Raw genomic sequence first — 18,651 nt, 5'->3', positions numbered from 1 at the left:
ATGATATAAAACATTCCGCAATAAAGGTTCTCATTATTAAGCCCAAAAAGTGCTTATAAATCAAAAAATTATTACCCTTATTCACAGTGTTTTTCCGTTGACATCCGGTTATTCATGTGGAATACTTGAACTACGCTTCATGTTTGATAAACAAAACTTGAAACCAGCTATTTAGTTGATAAGTTTAAATAAAAACCAATGGAAGGTGATAACAGATGAAAGCAGAAAACCAAGAAAAAAATAACTTATCTGTCGATTCGACTATTTCTCTTAAAGGAATTGTTAAAGCAATTTTTAAAGACACCATCCATGTTCAGATTGGCGGAAAAGTCATTTCTTTGCCTCTTACAAACCAAGACACTAAAAACCTATCCTTATAGTCTTTAAAGAAACAAAATAGATTTCATTCAAAAAAACACCTTTTTACAAGGTGTTTTTTTAACTCCACTTTTCAAAAGAATGTTTTTATGATTTCTTTTTGACTATGAAACCTGCACCTGTACACATCAAATTATGATAAGATTATCTGTGTTTTATTAATTTGGTAAGGTGTGATTTTAACTGAGTTTATTTGAGAAGTTATATCCTTTTATTATTCTTCTTGCAGGTATTATTGGAATAAGTCTTGGCCAAATTCAAATGATTAGAGAGAATGCAGAAAGCTTCATTATTCCTTTACTTATGGCCATGTTATATATTTCTTTCTTACAAATCCCACTAGAAGACTTGAAGAAAGCATTTAAAAATAAGAGGTTTACACTCACATCAATCACTATAAACTTCATTTGGACACCTTTTATTGCTTGGTTACTTGCAATGCTGTTTTTAGGTGATCAGCCAGCATTATACATAGGATTTATCATGCTATTGGTCACGCCTTGTACAGATTGGTATTTAATCTTTACAGGAATTGCAAAAGGAAATGTTTCATTATCAGCAGCAATTCTACCATTAAATTTAATTCTACAAGTGATATTGCTACCTGTTTATCTTCTAATCTTTGGTGGAACTACTGAAGTTATTCAGTTGAATTTTCTTTTGGAAAGTATTTTGTTCGTTCTATTAATCCCATTGACTTTAACTATACTGACTAAAAGATTATTAAGAAGTCAGCCTCAGTTAAAGGAAATAATTGTAGTCAAACTTAGCATGTTCCCGATGATTTTCCTTAGCGTTGCAATCGTAGCTATGTTTGCTTCACAAGGGAAGCTATTGCTGGATCATCTAGACTTATTGTGGCAAATCAGTATTCCCATTTTATTATTTTTCTTTGTGAACCTTTTTGTTGGTCAAAAAATGGGGAAATGGATGCAATTTTCAAAAACCGACAGAGTTAGCTTAAGTCTTACTACTTTAGCAAGGAATTCACCAATCGCATTAGCGATGGCGATGACCGCATTTCCAGAACAACCATTAATCTCTTTAACTTTGGTTATTGGTCCATTGCTAGAACTCCCAATTCTTGCAACGATCACTCAGGTACTAATCGGTATTTCTAAAAGGAAATAGGTGAAAAGCAATTAAAAGCACACAACAAATGTGTGCTTTGTTACGTTATTTTTACTTGGAATATTTCAAGAGGTGAAATCAAAATAATTCCGCTTCAAAAGCCTCGGTAATGATAGTAAATCTGTATACATTATGGTTTTAGTGATCTTTTTTGTATCAACTAAGAGTAACTGATCCTCAATTTCTTTCGTTACCTCATCGGGTGGATAAACCATCCCACAAGCTGAACAGATTATGGATGGTACATTTGTAATTTCCACAGCTCTCGTGCCATCTGGCAGCTCCCAATATACGGTGTTCTCCCCCATTTCTGCTTCACTTAGACACCATTCGCACGATACGTTAACCCCAATCCCCTTACTCATTTGACTTTAACCCTTCAGAAGGTTTGCTTTGCTGCTGAGAAGTACTTTTCTTTTGTTCGGCCTGAAACTTCCTTTCCTTCAATTGATCACGTTTTTCACGCTTATCTTTTAATGAGGAACGAGACGGATCAGTTTCATATTTTTGTCGTCTATCAAGCCGCTGCAGATCATCTGGTATTAAATTAAATTTGCTATCGTTTATTACGGCGGCAATCCCAACATTTGATTTTTTCTTTTCATAATCAGGATAGATTTTTTTATAATATTCTTCTGCACGCCCTGGAACATAGTTTTCCGGCTCAGGGTAAGAAGTGATTACCCCTTCAAAATTACGCAGAACAACCTTATCCGGACTCTGAGATATTAAATAATTTGGTTGAAGCGCAATTTTCCCACCGCCACCTGGTGCATCAACGACAAAAGTCGGGACTGCATACCCACTCGTATGTCCTCGTAGTCCTTCGATGATTTCGAGGCCTTTTGAAACAGGAGCACGAAAGTGGCCAATCCCTTCAGACAAATCACATTGATAAATATAATATGGACGAACCCGAATCTTTACTAAGTCATGCATGAGCTTTTTCATAATAGCTACACTATCGTTGATACCAGCAAGTATGACCGCCTGATTGCCAACAGGAACACCAGCATTGGCTAACATCTCACAAGCCTTCTTAGATTCTTCGGTAATTTCAATTGAGGTGTTAAAATGCGTATTAAGCCAAACTGGATGGTATTTTTTCAAAATATTGCAGAGATTTTCAGTAATTCGTTGGGGAAACACAACAGGAGCCCTTGTTCCTATTCGGATTATTTCAACATGGTCAATTTCTCTAAGGTTCTTCAAAATATATTCAAGAATAGTATCATTTATGAGTAACCCATCTCCACCTGAAATGAGCACGTCTCTTACTTCTTCCGTATTTTTGATATAATTTATTGCCGCATCCAATTGTTTTTTCGGAACTCCCATACCGATTTGGCCTGAAAACCTTCTTCTCGTACAATAACGGCAATACATAGAGCATTGATTCGTAACCAGGAACAGCACTCTGTCTGGATAGCGATGGGTTAGACCCGCAACTGGGGAATCCTCATCTTCATGCAACGGATCTTCCAAGTCATATTTTGTTTTTAATATCTCTTTTCCAATTGGAACCGACTGCATCCGTACTGGACAGCGGGGATCATCCGGATCCATTAAAGAGGCATAATAAGGCGTGATATTAAGTGGGATTGTCTTTGTAGAAATTCTGACTCCTTCTTCTTCTTCTGGAGTCAGATTAATCACCTTTTTTAAATCCTCCAAGGTTCTTATCGTATTCGTTAGTTGCCATAGCCAATCATTCCATTGCTCTTCTGTGACATTCTTCCATAACTCAATATCCTTCCAATGACGAGAAGGTTTATATACAAATGATTTCATGTGAAATCCCCCTCAAACCTATTTAATTATCTAATATGCAATTATTATGCCAAAGGGAACAACTGGAAGGGGGATTAGCAGAATGAAACCATTAGGGAATAACGCTAAGTTTCCAATAAAAATAGCCTGCTAAAATTTCGGCAGGCTGTGTTACTTTTTTAATTTGTACTGCAGCGTTTGCCTTGGAATACCAAGAATACGTGCTGCTTTTTGGACATTTCCCTCACTTTCGATTAAGGCAGCTTCAATTAACTTATTCTCATATTGTTTTAGCTGCTGTTTTAAATTGCTTCTCTGATGCGAGAGAGAAGATAAGGATTTCTTTAACATTGGAGGCAAATGGGCTAGAGACAAGACCTCTGTTTCACTGACACTCATCATATATTCTACCGTATGCTTTAACTCACGAACATTCCCTGGCCAGGTATGTGACTTGAATAGTCTTGCAGTCTCTTCCGTTAATCCTACGACGTTCTTCCCCATTTGGTGATTGAAAGTATGAATGAATTTAGCTGCTAAAAACAGAATATCCTCTTGCCTTTGTCTTAGTGGTATTAACTCAAATGTGAGAACATTCAGCCGGTAAAATAAGTCCTCCCTTAACTGCTTTTCCCGGAGTGCTTTTTGTGGGTCGATATTCATAGCAGAGATTACACGGACATTAACCTTTTGCACACTTAAACCACCTACTCTTCTGATCACCCCATCTTCAAGCACTCGTAATAACTTTGCCTGAAGTAACATTGGCATGGCATGCAACTCATCAAGAAATAGCGTTCCTCCGTCTGCAAGTTCAAACAAACCGGGTCGATCAACTGCATCTGTGTATCCCCCTTTGGATGTTCCAAATAGGATACTTTCCAAGAGACTTTCAGGAATCGCTGCACAATTTTGCGCAACGAATGGTCCGTTACAACGTTTTGAAGCTTGATGAATCGCGTGAACAAACAATTCCTTCCCCGTTCCGCTTTCCCCGAATATCAAAATAGGAGAAGAAGATGGAGCAAGTTTTTCAGCTCTTTTCTTTGTTTGATTAAAGTTTTCATTTTTCGTGAGGAGATCTTCGAATGTATAGCTTGCCTGTTGCCCGTCGTTTTTTACGGTTACTGGTTTAATGCTCCTTTGGATATCAACAAGTTTCTCTGCTAACTCCTTCAACCTCGTGTAATCCTTAGCAATCTCAACTGCCCCCATAATCTGGTCATTCACAACAATAGGGAGTGTTGTATTGACTGTCTCAATCCGTTTCCCGTGCAGATTTACAAAGGTTTGAGTTTTATTATACAACGGTTCTCTACTCTTTAAGACGTTTAGAAGTGTACTCGATTTTTCATTTAAAGAGGGAAAAACACTTAAAAGAGGTTTGCCTAATACTTCCTGCTTTTCTAAACCATCATGCTTTGCGGCTACTTCATTATAATAAATCGTAATTCCATCTGTATTGACTGCATGGATGGCCTCATCAATGCTTCCTAGAATGGCACCAAGAAACTCCTCAGTCATTATAGGAATCCTATCCACTGTCTCACCTCCCTTTCCTTAATCATAAGTGTGCCGATAAATCGGCACCTATTGCTAAGAAATCGGCAGTTTATTGGTTTTTAGACCCTAAATTTAAGGTTAAAAACAGATATAGTCTTTACAGAAGGAAATTAAATAGTTGGTACAAGGTATGATATCATGTATTATAAAATTATGAATTTTCTAAACTAAAGCCATACTTTAATAAAATGGCTGTGTTAAAGGTGTGTGTTGATTTAAGCACCAGGCGTGTAAGCTTTCCCCGGGCGTGCCTGGCGCACAAGCGCCGGCGGTGTCTCCCCTGCCCCCGTACTGGGTTTTGTCCGGACCAGGGAGAAAAACGGAAAGTGAGTCCGAATGAGAGTTGTGTTCGGACAGCAACAGATTAAGAAACGAAATCTGAGTCTGAATGAGAGTTGCGTTCGGACAGCAACAGATTGAAAAACGAAATCTGAGTCCGAATGAGAGTTGCGTTCGGACAGCAACAGATTGAAAAAACGGAATCTGAGTCCGAATGAAGGATGTGTTCGGACAGCACCAGATTGAAAAACGGAATCTGAGTCCGAATGAAGGTTGTGTTCGGACAGCAACAGATTAAAAAACGTAATCTGAGTCCGAATGAGAGTTGCGTTCGGACAGCAACAGATTGAAAAACGAAATCTGAGTCCGAATGCGAGTTGTGTTCGGACACCAACTGATTGAAAAACGTAATCTGAGTCCGAATGCGAGTTGGGTTCGGACAGCAACAGATTGAAAAACGTAATCTGAGTCCGAATAAGAGTTGGGTTCGGACAGCAACAGATTGAAAAACGTAATCTGAGTCCGATAAGGTTAAAGTACGGACAGTGCCAGGTAGCAAAAAGGAAATGTAGTCACAATGTACTCCCGCAGGAGTCATTGTGACTTCCACTCCAATTAACGCATGAAAAACAACAATGTACTTTAAAAAAGAGGTGTAGAATTTGGACCATTATAGTAAAGATGGATGCGACGTTTATCCAATCATTGTCCCTGCTCAAAATTTAAAAACAATAAATTTCTTTTTAGTAAAACACGAAAATGGTCTTTCGTTAATAGATGCAGGACTTGACGATGAAACATGTTGGAATGCACTGCAATTAGAATTGGAAAAGAACGATCTAAGGTTAGAGGATATAACAGAAATTATCCTCACGCATCACCATTTTGACCACGTTGGGTTAGTAAATCGAATCGTATCCTTACACCCAATTCCCGTTTTTGCATCGCCTCTTTCGGTTCCACGCCTAAAAAGAGATCCTCAGTTCTTGGAAAACAGAATAAGCTTTTATGATAACGTATATAAAGAGATGGGTTGTGGTGAACTTGGTGATAAACAAATCCAATATCTAAGAAAATCGATCAAGAAAAATAAACATCAAGCGATTCAAACTGATATTAAGGAAATCAAAAATCCACATTTTTTACATTATAATGTGCTAGAAATACCCGGACATGCGCCTGATCACATCGCATTTTGGGATAAAAAAAGGAATTGGCTATTTTCTGGAGATTTGTTACTTGAGCATATTTCAAGCAATGCATTTATTGAACCAGATGAGAATGGGAATCGACTTTATAGTCTTGTGCAGCAAAGAGACTCCTTAATACAATGTTCTTCCCTTCAAGCTGCTATCGTTTTTTCTGGCCACGGAGATATGATTGAGAATCCAAATGATTTAATCGCAAAAAGGTTGGAACGAATTGAGGACAAAGCACATCGATTTCTCAAGTTAATTCAAAATGGAATAGCAACGGTAAATGACCTTGCTGAAACCTATTATAAAAAGACTTACTATGAACAATTTCCACTTGTTGTCTCAGAAGTAGTTAGCCATTTGGATTATTTAGAGATACAAAAAAAGGTTAACAAGGATTTCATTAACGGAGTGTGGCATTATTCCCTTCCCAGTAATATTAAAGTCTAACCTCGAGATCCAATTGCAAAATAGCTCACTGAGCACTCACAAAGAGTGCTTTTTCTTATGGACCTTATTAACTATTCAAAGATAAGTCTTTAACCCAAATATTCATGTCTTCCAACTTATCAAATATATAACAATTGTTGATTAGCCTTCCCTGATATCGATAACCAAGCTGTTGCAAGGCAGCATTCATTCCAAACGAAAGAGACCTTGCAATTGAATAGGAACAATAAATCCCCTTCTCCTTCAGCTCCTTTTCAAGCCTGATAAGCAAAACCTTCATTAATCCGTATTTTCGATGTTCTGTTAGAGTCGCACAATCAGTCAATTCGGCATTTTTATAAAAAATATTAACTTCAGCAGAGGCTGCACTGACAATCGTCCCGTCATACTCAAAGCCATAGTAAATAGTGCCCTCCTTCATCGTTTTTCTTATATAATTTGACTCATTTAACGGTGTCGGATAGATTTGGAAAACCTGCTGATAAAGTTTCGCAAGCCTACTTGCATCCTTCTCCTCCATTTTTTTCAGCGTATACTGTGTCGGTGGATGAACATAGTTTGATTGACTCTCTAATAGAGAAACACTGTGCATAATGGCTTCTTCCTTAAGCCAATGGTTGGTTTCTTTTCGTTGGACGGAATAAAACTTTGTGAAAAACAAACAATCTGAACCAAGGAAATAGCCTTCAATTCGCCCTTCACACCTGAATCCCTTTTCCAAAAATATGCCAAAGTGTTCCATCCTTGATTTCACAATTAATTTTTCAGCATTGTTTTCTTTTGCAAGGATATCACTCTCAGCAATGATTTTATCGATATTTCCTTGATAATCATCAATTCTTACTCTACGGTTATATGGATCTAGAAATACTTCCATTGTGAAATCAGCGTGTTGTTTCTTAATACTTTTACTTTCCTCCATGGTTTCACCCCTTTCAAAAGCCTGGTATCTATGGATGTACCAGGCTGTCTCGAAAGTTCAACTAATATATTCATACCAAATAGATACTCTTAAGTTGGTTACCCGTGTTAGCAGGTGGAAAATAGTAGCCACACCTTATTCTGTTCCACACCATTTCATAATCGCAATCGCAATGATTTCAGCCGCTTCAAATACATCCTTAAGTTCAATATACTCATTGGCATCATGCGCCATCTTGGTAACACCTGGGCCAAAAACAACAACGGGGACACCACCAACCTTATTTAGTATCCCCCCATCGGTTGCCCAAGGTGAAGCTTCAATAATCGGACTAATGGATTTCACTTCAGTAAAACTTTCACTCAAGACCCTCACTAAATCATGATGGATTTCTAAATCTCCGGGAAGCCAGCTTGCTCCGAACCATTCCACAATTGGAGGGTTCTCCTTAAGCCAAGAATCCCCGTTTGAAGTCTCCTGTAAAGCCTGCTCCAGTTCTTGTTTCGCATGTTCCATCGTTTCGTCTGGTGCTACGCCCATCCTTCCCTCGATAATGGCTATATCTGGAACTGAGGATGGCCAACTTCCACTACTAAATTTGCCAATATTGATTGGAATAGGAATTGGAATACTTGAAAAAAGTGAATCTGTGATTCTACTGTTTCTTTTATTCTCCAAATTTCTTATTTCTTGTAATAAGATTTCTGCCTTCTCGATGGCACTGACCCCTTCATACCTTGTTCCACCATGCGCTTGCTTTCCTTTCACTTTAATTCTGAACCACATTGAACCTTGTTGTTTCGGGAAAAATTTCATATTGGTTGGTTCAGGAATAATTGCACCGTCTGCTTTGTAGCCTCTCAGAACTGCTGCTAGTGTTCCGGCCCCTCCACTTTCTTCCTCTATCACACTTTGAAAAATGACATCGCCCTTTAAGGTAATTCCACTATTAATAATCGCTTCTAATGCAAGTAGTAGAGAAATCGTGCCACCCTTCATGTCCGTTGATCCTCGACCATATAGTTTTCCACTCTCTACATGGCCACTGAAAGGATCATGTTCCCATGAATTTAAATCCCCGACTGGAACAACATCGATATGGCCATTTAGAATAAGGGATCTCCCCCCTCCGGCTCCTTTTAAAATACCCACAGCATTCGGATTCCCTTTAAAGTCGTTCCGATCTGAGCAAAAGACTGGGTGGTTCGTTAACGATTCTCCCCCAATCTCCCAAATGTCCATCGTCATCCCGAGTTCACGACATTTCTCAATGATAATAGCCTGCGCACTGCTCTCCTGTCCTCGGATACTCCCTTCCTGAACCACCCTCTGTAGGTATCTTACTCCCTTACTCTGATGACGCAAAATATATTCTCTTACCTTTCTTTTCTCCTCCTCCACACAGTTGCCTCCTATCTATCTATTAACTTAGGCTGTTTCCTAAAGATTTGTTGTTAAACTGAAAACACATATGTTTTTCCACCAGAACTATATCTTGAAACTTAAAAGTCAATGACTTTTAAGTTTTCCGCTATTAAAATATCACATGCCGTTTTAGAGATAATTTCATCAACAGTGGTGGTATGAAAGTGCTGAATTAACATAAGCTTCTCATTGACAATCTCAAATACTGCCAACTCAGTTATGATTAAATCCACGCATTTTTTCGCAGTAAGAGGAAGCGTGCATTTTTCTAAGATTTTCGGTCTCCCTGTTTTATCTGTGTGGTTCATTAAAACAATTAACTTGTTCGCTTTTGATGCCAACTCCATGGCGCCGCCCATTCCTGGCACCTTTTTTCCTGGAATAATCCAGTTTGCTAAATCTCCTGTACTACTTACTTGTAAAGAACCAAGAATAGAAACATCAATTTTTCCTCGACGAATCATGCCAAAGGCTGTCACACTGTCAAAGTAAGAAGCTCCTGGAACAACCGTAACTGGAAAACCACCTGCATTACATAGATTTCCGTCTTCTTTGCCTGTAGCAGGAGATGGACCCATCCCAAGGATTCCATTTTCTGCATGGAACATGACCGTCATCGTTTCCGGAAGATGATTGGGAACAAGAGAAGGGATACCAATTCCGAGATTAACAACCATTCCGTCAGTTATTTCCTCAGCTGCCCGTTTCGCCATCTTGTTCCGAACATCCAGGTTCAAGCCCATAATCTGCGCCTCCTACTCAACCGGTGTCTATTTCTACTCCCATGCCCATTTCCAGTTCACTCCACTTGAGAGTATGATCATATCGACAAAAACTCCTGGAGTTACGATTTCCTCTGGACTTAGACTCCCAAGAGGGACAATTTCCTCTACCTCTGCAATCGTGAAATTTCCTGCCATTGCTACGAGTGGATTCGTATTCCTAGCACTTTTATCATAGATTAGGTTGCCATAGGGGTCCGCCTTCTTTGCATAGACAATTGAGACTTGAGCAGTTAAAGCTGGTTCCACTAAATATGTCCTACCATTTAACTCTATTCGTTTTTTCCCCGCAGAGACTATCTCGTTGTCAATCCCTACATCTGATAGTATAGCTCCTAATCCCATCCCCCCGGCCCGGATTCTTTCGACAAGGGTTCCTTGAGGTGAGAATTCAACTTCTAACCGTCCTTCGTTCATTAGCCTACCTGCGATAGGGTTTGACCCGATATGGGAGGCAATGATTTTTCTTACTCTCCCTTGACTTACTATTTTTCCAATGCCGATTTGAGGAAATCCGGTATCATTCCCTATTAAGGTCAAGTCCGTTAAATTCTTAGCAATCATTCCTTCTATTAAAGTTGGTGGCGACCCTACACCCCCAAAACCACCAAACATAATGGTCATGCCATCGTGAAGCTGTTCGAGTGCCACATCCAATGAAGTAATCTTCTTAAAAGGATTTTGCAACTCTACCATTCTGTGTTTACCCCTTCTGTTTCTAATTCTTGTTTTACTTTTGTAAGGGCCATTTTAAACAAGCTTACAAGCTCCTCTATTTCCCGCTTCGTGACGATAAGGGGGGGAGAAATGATAATCGCATCTCCACTTTTCCCATCCTCCCCTGCTGTAGCAGGATAAAGCAAAAGACCCACATCCTTTGCTGCTCTTACTATCTTTTCCGTCATATTCAACTCACTTGCAAAGGACTGCTTTGTTTTGGGATTCCGAACAAACTCTATTCCAATTAACAACCCCATCCCTCTTACATCCCCAATAAATGGAAAAACAATCTTTAATTTTTCAAGTAGATTTTTTAAATAGGTTCCTTTTGCATCAACGTCATCTATAACGTTGTTTTTTTCCAAATACTCCAATACACTAAGTGCAACCGCTGAAGATTGCGGATTTGCACTTAAGGTATGTCCGCTCATGATTACTTTAGAGCCTTTCCTTATTGGTTCCATAACCCTTTCCGTTACAAGTGTTGCAGCAATAGGGGCATAACCAGCCCCCATTCCTTTCCCAAGGGAGACAATGTCAGGAACAATCCCCCAATGCTCGCTTGCTAACATGGTTCCGGTTCGGCCAAACCCCGTCATGACTTCATCCGCAATAAATAAAATATCATGCTTCTCACAAATCTCTTTTATGATTTTATAATAATCCTTAGGTGGAGTTATCGCTCCTCCAGCAGCCCCGACAATTGGTTCTGCAATAAAACCAGCGATAGACTCAGGTCCAATCCTTCTAAAAGCTACATCCAATTCCTTAGCACATTCATAGCTACAGTTTCTAGGGTTTTTATTGTATGGACATCGATAACAGTAGGGTGGCGAAACCACAGGAAAGTCTGCTAATAGTGGCACAAACCTAGATCTTCGGGCAGGATGACCTGACATTGATAAAGCACCAATCGTAATTCCATGATAGCTAACCCATCTAGAAAGTATTTTGGTTTTAAGTGGACGCCCCTTTTCTTGCCAGTACTGAATGGCGATCTTCATAGCAGTCTCCGTCGCTTCCGACCCACTGTTCACAAAGAAACTCCAATTCAGGTCACCTGGCATGGTTAAGGCTATTTTCTCTGCAAGTTTTTCAGCTGCCTTACTAGTGAATTGCGATCTGTAAACAAACGAAACTTTTTTAGCTTGTTCCATCATGGCTTCATTAATTTCTTCGACACCATGGCCAATATTAGCCGTGACAGCACCAGAGGAGGCATCAAGATATCGTTTGCCGGCAACATCAAATAAATATACCCCCTTGCCGTAATCAATTACCGGGTAGTCTTCATCCAAATCTGGCTTAATCAAATAGGTTCGACCCATTTATCTCACTCCGCTTCCCTAGAAAACATGCTAAACCTATATAGTTGTTCTCTAATTTATATGAGAAGAGAGTAGAAATCTTTCTTAATGATTGTTATTGAATTTACCGTAAAAACCAGTAGGCTTGCCCCCTTTCAGGAAGTCAGAACAAATAAAAACTGGCACCCCTTCCTAGGTACCAGTTCATCATTATTCCTATATTTTACTTTGATCAATACTTATTTCAATATGATTGCCAACCGCAGTAATGGATGCTTGTGACCCTATTGGAATTGTTGCAAATGGATGAACATGACCTATATTTACATTTGCAATGACAGGGATTCCACGAAGTTCCTGTTTAGTTGCTATGATTTTCTCCAATGCGGGTTCAGTTATTTGCGAGTTGTTTTGAAACCTTCCAATTAAAATCGCACGGATTCCCTTAGCCTCTGGTTGATGAAGGAGGGATTGAAGTTGTCGCTCAAAAATTCTTGCGTGCGTCTCTTCATCATCCTCAATAAAGAGAATGCTGTTTGCTAATGATGGCATATATTCAGTTCCTTGAAGAAGGTTGATTGTCGAAAGGTTTCCTCCAATCAGGTTACCTGTTGCACTCCCCTCCTGTAGAATCGTATAACCATCATTTTGAACAAAGGTCCTTTGATCTTGCTCTAAAAACCATGCGTCATCTGACCACTGTTCTGACGGTTCAATGTCAAATGGAGCATCATTCGTAACAGCTTCTAAAAAATATCTTAATGTGTATTCAAAGCCATGTTTCATCCCAAAGCTAGAAAAATGAGGGCCTGAATAGGTAATAAGACCCGTTTTATGATAAATAGCCAAAAGGAGCGAAGTAATATCACTATAGCCACAAAGGATTTTCGGATTCTCCGCGATTAGTTGATAATCAATATAAGCTAAAAGCTGATTGGAATTATAGCCACCTATCGAGGTTAATACCGCTTTAACATTCCGATTTGCAAAAGCCTCATGCAAATCACTAATCCGGTCTTCGATAGAGGTACTAAAAAATTCATCATGATTTTCACAGTGTCTCCCAAATGTTACATGAAACCCTAGGTCACTTAGGCGATTCATGGCAATATCGATTTGTTTTCCCTTAACAAGTGCCATACTTGTTGAGGGAGCAATAATTCTAATTTCGTCACCAGGTTTTAATCTTTGTGGGATCATTTCTTTTCCTTTCCAGTGTCTTTTGATAAAAAACATGCGACTAGATGATTATGTCGTATATTCTATTTCATTTTCTTTAGTTTGATAGAGTGGCAGCAAAATGGATACAGTTGTTCCTTCACCACTTTTACTATCAATGTCCATTTTTCCCTGATGGCTCTCAACGATGCTATAACATACCATCAATCCTAAGCCTGTCCCTTTTTCTTTCGTTGTAAAAAATGGTTGTCCAATTTTGGAAAGAACCTCAGGAGCTATTCCACTCCCACCATCGATAAATTTAATTTCAACGTCCTTTTCACGTCTTTGAACCGAAATCGTAATTTCGCCACCTTCTTGCATTGCCTCAATTGCATTTTTCAAAAGATTGATAAAGACTTGTTTGAGTTTGTTTTCCTCTCCGTGAATGATAAATGAAGGAATCTCCTCACAATCATTGCACTTAATTTTAACCCCATATAGATTTGCTTGGGCTTCCATAAGCGTAATGATTTTCTTTAGCACTATTCCAATGTTAAGTTCCTTAAAGTCTAATTTTCTCGGTTTTGCTAATAACAGAAGTTCACTCACAATTGTATTAATCCGTTCAATTTCTGTAATCATGATATCCATATAATCTTGATTGGAATCAATCTTATCTCCCAATAATTGCGTAAACCCTTTTAAACTGGTCAAGGGATTGCGAATCTCATGGGCAATACCCGCAGCAAGCTCTCCGACAACCGTTAATTTTTCCGTTTGGTGCATATATTCTCGACTTTGCTTTAACTCTGTAATATCTCTCACTAAAATATGTAAACAGGGTTCACCTTGATAATCAAATGGGATGCTTTTGACTTCGACATGAAGGATTTCCTCATTCAAGGTAAGAATCCGACATTCATAGATATTATGCCCTTCCCTATTTTCTAAGAATATCCTTCGAACTTTGTTATGATCTTCAGGGTGGACATAATCAAATAATGAACGATTTTGAACCTCTTCTTTTGATGCAGCCTTTAACAGTTTAACAGCTGTTTGGTTAACAAATGTAGGTTTTTCATGACTTTGCTTTGTTAAAATAATGGCTTCTGGAGATTCCTCAACCAACCTACGATACTTTTCTTCACTCTCCAATAGTTTATGATTAATGGTAGTTAATTCATCTGTCCTTTTGATAACAAGTGCTTCGAGCATTTCTTCATTTTTCTTTAATGCTTGATTTGCTTCCTCTAATTCCCTTGTTCTAGCAATAATAATTTTAGCTTGTTCTTCTACTTTTTTCTGATTTAAGAATAAGGATACAAATCCATTCACTTTGCATTTCAAAATAGTGGGATCAAATGGTTTAATGATATAATCAATTGCTCCCACCGAGTAGCCTTGCATCACGTTTTCATTGGTCTGACTTAACGCAGTCACAAAGATAATTGGGACATCCTTCGATTTCTCTCGCTTTCGTATCATTTTAGCTGTTTCAAACCCATTCATATCAGGCATTTGTACATCCATAATAATAACCGCAAATTCTTCCCGTAGGATACACTTCAAGGCGTCACTCCCTGAATGAGCTTTAATTAAGCGGTAATTAGGGGAAGTGAGAACCGCTTCCAGTGCAAGTAAATTTTCTTCTCGATCATCAACCAATAAAATATTGACCATTTGATTATCCATTTTCTCACTGCCCTCCTTTCATTCTCCGATAAATCCTTTCTTCATCATCAATAGGATAATAGTACTGTTCATTATTTGGAAAAGAAAGTCCTTCTCGGTTCCCCAAAGCCAAAAATCCATTTGAACTTAAACTATTAAGAAATAGATGATGAACCCTTGCTTGTAATTCTCGATTAAAATAAATCAGCACATTCCTGCATACAATGAGATGAAACTCATTAAAAGACCCATCGGTAACTAAATTATGTTGAGCAAACACAATATTCTTGGATAGTTCTTGATGAAAAATAGCATGATTGTCCCGGACGGTATAGTATTCAGAGAAGTCATTTCTCCCATCCGAATGCACATAATTACTAGTATAGTCCTTCATTTTATGAAGAGGGAAATACCCAAGCTTTGCTTGTTTAAGGACATGATTATTCATATCCGTCGCATAAATCCTCGTTTTCCCCAATATTCCTAATTCATGAAGTAAGATAGCCATAGAATAAGCTTCTTCACCGGTTGAACATCCTGCATGCCAAATTCTAATACTTGGTAAATACATTAATTTAGGTAACACCTTTTGTCTAAGCGCTTTAAAGAAGGATGGGTCTCTAAACATTTCTGTAATATTGATGGAAAAATCAAGATACAACTTTTCCATCATCAACGGGTCATGTAAAACGTTATTTAAGAGGGCAGTGATAGATTCGAGTTTTTCCCTTTGAATTCGATGCCAAACCCTTCTTTGAATCGAAGATAAAGAATAATTTCTAAAATCATACCCATAGTATCGATAAATTCCTTCTAGCAATAGATCCAATTCTACACTTTCTAAATCTGTACTCGTGTTGTGGATTAGATTTTTTTCATTACTAAGAATGCTATCAATGGCTAAAACCCCCTGCTTCTTTATAGGCTGTTTCGGTAAAGATTGTATCTAAAATCCTAAAAGCGATTTTAACGTAAGATATACTCTATTGTACGTCGCAGGAAGTTTGCACTCTCTTTTCTCCTAATTCAAGGCTACTTTGTAATCAACGAAGCTTATTCCAACCTATTTTATCCAAGATCAACAATGTTTGAGAAAAGAACCTATTTATATAACCATACCTTCAGTAGGGATAGCAGTTGTTCTAGATTTACCGGCTTGCTAATATAATCTGAGGCACCAGCTTTCAAACATTTTTCCCGATCATCCTTCATTGCTTTAGCCGTTAAAGCAATAATTGGTAATTGCTCATACTTATTTATGGCGCGTATCCTTTTTATGGCCTCATATCCATCCATCTCTGGCATCATTATATCCATAAGGATTAAATCAATCTCTGAAGTCTCCTCCAAAGTCATTAATGCTTCTCTACCATTCTCAGCGAATAATACCTTAATCCCGACTTCCTCAAGTACAGTTGTCAGTGCAAATACATTCCTCATATCGTCATCTACCAAGAGAACACTTTTACCAGAAAGGATATCTTCTTGTCCCTTACTAACATCCTCCGGAACCAATAAGAATTCAGAGTCAGGACTAGCAGAGGAACTTTCTTCAACTGTAGCAGCAACTTCTTGGTTGGCACTACTTGTGGCTACACTTTCATTGAGATTAAGAGGTAAGTAGAAAGTAAACGTACTTCCTTGACCTTCAACACTCTCAACTGAGATTGATCCTCCTACAAGGTCAGCCATTCCTTTACTAATTGAAAGCCCCAACCCAGTGCCACCAAACCTCCGACTGGTTGTACCATCCGCCTGTTGAAACGCTTCAAAGATCAAGTCTTGTTTCTCATCAGATATTCCGATACCCGTGTCACTAACAGCAAAAGCAATGACATCGTTTTTTTCTGGAATAGGTTTAAATACTCTTAATTTCACACTTCCTATTTCTGTGAATTTTATTGCGTTTGAAACTAGATTTTTCATAACTTGATAGATTTTCTGTTCATCTGAGTAAAGAATTGCAGGTACATCTTCCTCAATTCTTACTTTAAAATCAATCCCCTTTTTTTCTGCAAGGGCACTAAATTGGTTATTAACGAAGGTTACAACGCCCCTTATGTCAATTTCCCCTATATTGAAATCTAGTTTACCTGATTCAATTTTCGATAAATCTAATATATCGTTGATTAATTCTAGGAGGTCCTTTCCCGATGAATAAATCGTATTAGCATATTCCGTTTGCTTGTCTGTTAAATTTCCTTCCTTGTTCTCAACTAGGATTTGAGCTAATATTAATAGACTATTTAGCGGCGTTCGAAGTTCATGAGACATATTTGCTAGAAATTCTGACTTGTATTGCGAACTGAGCAGTACCTGTTTGGTTTTCTCCTCAAGCGCCGCCTTTGCCTGCTGTAAATCACTTGTCCGCTTTTCAGACTGACGATATTGTGACTCTAATTCTTCATTCATTGTTTTTAATTCTTCTTGTTGTAATTGTAATTCCTCCGACTGATTTTGTAGCTCATCGTTCAGCGTTTTGGTTTCATCTAAAAGCTGTCTCACCTGCATTTGCTTTTGAATTCGATTAATAATGCTCCCTAATTGGTCACTAGTTTGCTGGAGGAAGCTTTCATGTGTATTCGTAAAATCATATAAGCTGGCGAGTTCAATGACCGCAAGTATTTCTCCATCTAGCTTAATTGGCAAGATTAACATACTCCGTGGTTTTGTTTCCATTAACCCTGAGGAAATCCGAATAAAATCCTTAGGAATGTCAAAAAGTCTTATCGGCCTTCCATCCTGCAAACATTGTCCTAGTAAACCCTCACCTATTTCTATTTCCTCTTTTGCCTTGTCATTGGCATAGGAAGCGAGCTTTTTTAGATATGGGCGTTTTTCCTTTTCTATTTTCAAGTAAATCACACCAGAGCAAGCGTTAACAGCAGGGATAATGGCTTGAATGTATTCCTGCCCAAGACTCTTTAAGTCATGTATTTCTTGAGAAAGCATTGATAGCTCAGCAAGCTGTGTTTTTATTGCATTTTGGTTTTCTATACTTTCCTTATAGATCCTTTCTTTTCGCTCATGACTTTCTAATTCCCCAGCCATTTCGTTATAAGCATTTGCAATCTCACCTATTTCGTCATCCTTTGCTACGATTATGCGTGGTAGCTGCTCCGAGCCATTTCCCACACTTTTCATCACTTCCTTGAGCTTCCTTAGCCTAGTAGTAATCGTTTTAATTGACCAGAAGGACAAAGCAATACCGATAATAATTCCTAAAGCGATTGATATAATCCCAGTATTCACTGCAGCATTCAATCTTTGCTCTGTTTCTTCGATAGTATTGTCCATAACGGTTTCTTGATTCTCTATTAAAATTGTAATATTTGATAGAATCTCATCCCTCCCCTGTCTAGCCATACGAAGGGAACCTTCTATATTTTCCAATTCAATTTTTTTCTCATCAATTTTATCAATCGTCTCTTTGAAACTTTCTATTTGTAGTTTCAATTTAATAAAATCCTGCTTTTCTTGTTCTCCTGAACTGAATTCAAGAAGTGTATCCATATTCTGCTGAAGATCAAACATAATTTCATGAATGGATTTTAGGTTATTGTCAGTCGCTGAAACATATTCTCCCTCTATATCTGCATGAACATAAAATGCATCTTCGCGGATTTCATTAAGGAGTTTGATTTTTTGGTAACGCTCTTTTACCAGCTCCTTAACATCTTCTGACTGTTTACTCTGAATATTAATATTAACCAAAAGCAGTATCGTCATCATGATAATGAGGATACCAAAACCAACATATAACCTAGTAGCAAATTTCATTTTTCAACCCTCTTAATTGGATAATTACACCCATTTTTGTAAAAGATTCTGATTTATATATAAGCTTTTTACTAGGGGATGTCAATCAAATTCTTAATTCTATGATATCAAAGATT

The 18,651-nt window shown here is 38.2% G+C and carries 15 protein-coding genes; 3 read left to right on the top strand and 12 right to left on the bottom strand.

What is annotated here, in order from left to right; all coding sequences use genetic code 11:
* Positions 1–215 precede the first annotated feature (215 nt).
* Together H0185_RS07580 and H0185_RS07575 are read left to right on the top strand one after the other, a co-directional pair.
* Positions 216–380 (top strand): hypothetical protein, encoded by a 165-nt coding sequence (locus tag H0185_RS07580; protein ID WP_221872704.1) that lies wholly within the window; start codon positions 216–218, stop codon positions 378–380.
* Between the two features lie 181 nt (positions 381–561).
* A complete protein-coding gene (locus tag H0185_RS07575) occupies positions 562–1,509 on the top strand; it encodes an arsenic resistance protein (RefSeq protein WP_221873076.1) in 948 nt (315 codons plus the stop codon).
* A gap of 65 nt (positions 1,510–1,574) precedes the next feature.
* Here the strand turns inward: H0185_RS07575 and H0185_RS07570 are convergent, their stop codons facing one another.
* The 3 genes from H0185_RS07570 to H0185_RS07560 all read right to left on the bottom strand — a co-directional run bounded on the left by H0185_RS07570 (position 1,575) and on the right by H0185_RS07560 (position 4,812).
* The gene (locus tag H0185_RS07570; RefSeq protein ID WP_221872702.1) at positions 1,575–1,874 is read right to left on the bottom strand and encodes a YokU family protein; all 300 of its coding nucleotides are present in this window, start codon (positions 1,872–1,874) and stop codon (positions 1,575–1,577) included.
* A complete protein-coding gene (gene kamA, locus H0185_RS07565; protein ID WP_221872700.1) occupies positions 1,867–3,300 on the bottom strand; it encodes a lysine 2,3-aminomutase in 1,434 nt (477 codons plus the stop codon). The genes H0185_RS07570 and kamA overlap by 8 nt, the downstream gene beginning before the upstream one ends.
* 150 nt (positions 3,301–3,450) lie before the next feature.
* A complete protein-coding gene (locus tag H0185_RS07560; protein WP_343223106.1) occupies positions 3,451–4,812 on the bottom strand; it encodes a sigma-54 interaction domain-containing protein in 1,362 nt (453 codons plus the stop codon).
* A 971-nt stretch (positions 4,813–5,783) separates the two neighbouring features.
* On the opposite strand from H0185_RS07560, the gene H0185_RS07555 reads away from it, so the two are divergent.
* A complete protein-coding gene (locus H0185_RS07555; RefSeq protein ID WP_221872696.1) occupies positions 5,784–6,767 on the top strand; it encodes an MBL fold metallo-hydrolase in 984 nt (327 codons plus the stop codon).
* Between the two features lie 67 nt (positions 6,768–6,834).
* On the opposite strand, the gene ablB is transcribed toward H0185_RS07555, so the two are convergent.
* The 9 genes from ablB to H0185_RS07510 form a co-directional block, all read right to left on the bottom strand.
* The gene (gene ablB, locus H0185_RS07550; protein ID WP_221872694.1) at positions 6,835–7,689 is read right to left on the bottom strand and encodes a putative beta-lysine N-acetyltransferase; all 855 of its coding nucleotides are present in this window, start codon (positions 7,687–7,689) and stop codon (positions 6,835–6,837) included.
* Between the two features lie 135 nt (positions 7,690–7,824).
* Complete coding sequence (locus tag H0185_RS07545; RefSeq protein ID WP_221872692.1) at positions 7,825–9,090, bottom strand: peptidase; 1,266 nt, start codon at positions 9,088–9,090, stop codon at positions 7,825–7,827.
* A gap of 101 nt (positions 9,091–9,191) precedes the next feature.
* Positions 9,192–9,857, bottom strand: coding sequence for a 3-oxoacid CoA-transferase subunit B (locus tag H0185_RS07540; protein WP_221872690.1), 666 nt, complete (start codon positions 9,855–9,857; stop codon positions 9,192–9,194).
* A gap of 33 nt (positions 9,858–9,890) precedes the next feature.
* Positions 9,891–10,592, bottom strand: coding sequence for a CoA transferase subunit A (locus tag H0185_RS07535; RefSeq protein ID WP_221872688.1), 702 nt, complete (start codon positions 10,590–10,592; stop codon positions 9,891–9,893).
* A complete protein-coding gene (locus tag H0185_RS07530; RefSeq protein ID WP_221872686.1) occupies positions 10,586–11,944 on the bottom strand; it encodes an aspartate aminotransferase family protein in 1,359 nt (452 codons plus the stop codon). The genes H0185_RS07535 and H0185_RS07530 overlap by 7 nt, the downstream gene beginning before the upstream one ends.
* A 195-nt stretch (positions 11,945–12,139) precedes the next feature.
* Positions 12,140–13,123 (bottom strand): S66 peptidase family protein, encoded by a 984-nt coding sequence (locus H0185_RS07525; RefSeq protein ID WP_221872684.1) that lies wholly within the window; start codon positions 13,121–13,123, stop codon positions 12,140–12,142.
* A 48-nt stretch (positions 13,124–13,171) separates the two neighbouring features.
* Positions 13,172–14,776: an ATP-binding protein gene (locus tag H0185_RS07520; protein WP_221872682.1), complete on the bottom strand. Its 1,605-nt coding sequence runs from the start codon at positions 14,774–14,776 to the stop codon at positions 13,172–13,174.
* A gap of 4 nt (positions 14,777–14,780) precedes the next feature.
* On the bottom strand, positions 14,781–15,584 hold the full coding sequence (locus tag H0185_RS07515) for a CheR family methyltransferase (protein ID WP_246629061.1): 804 nt from the start codon (positions 15,582–15,584) through the stop codon (positions 14,781–14,783).
* Positions 15,585–15,856: 272 nt separating this feature from the next.
* A complete protein-coding gene (locus H0185_RS07510) occupies positions 15,857–18,535 on the bottom strand; it encodes a response regulator (protein ID WP_221872680.1) in 2,679 nt (892 codons plus the stop codon).
* Positions 18,536–18,651: the final 116 nt, after the last annotated feature.

The organism is Mesobacillus maritimus (assembly GCF_019749255.1).
Lineage (GTDB): Bacteria > Bacillota > Bacilli > Bacillales > Cytobacillaceae > Mesobacillus_B > Mesobacillus_B maritimus_A.
The sequence above is the reverse complement of the archived record's forward strand: the minus strand, read 5'-3'. Positions and strand labels throughout refer to the sequence as shown.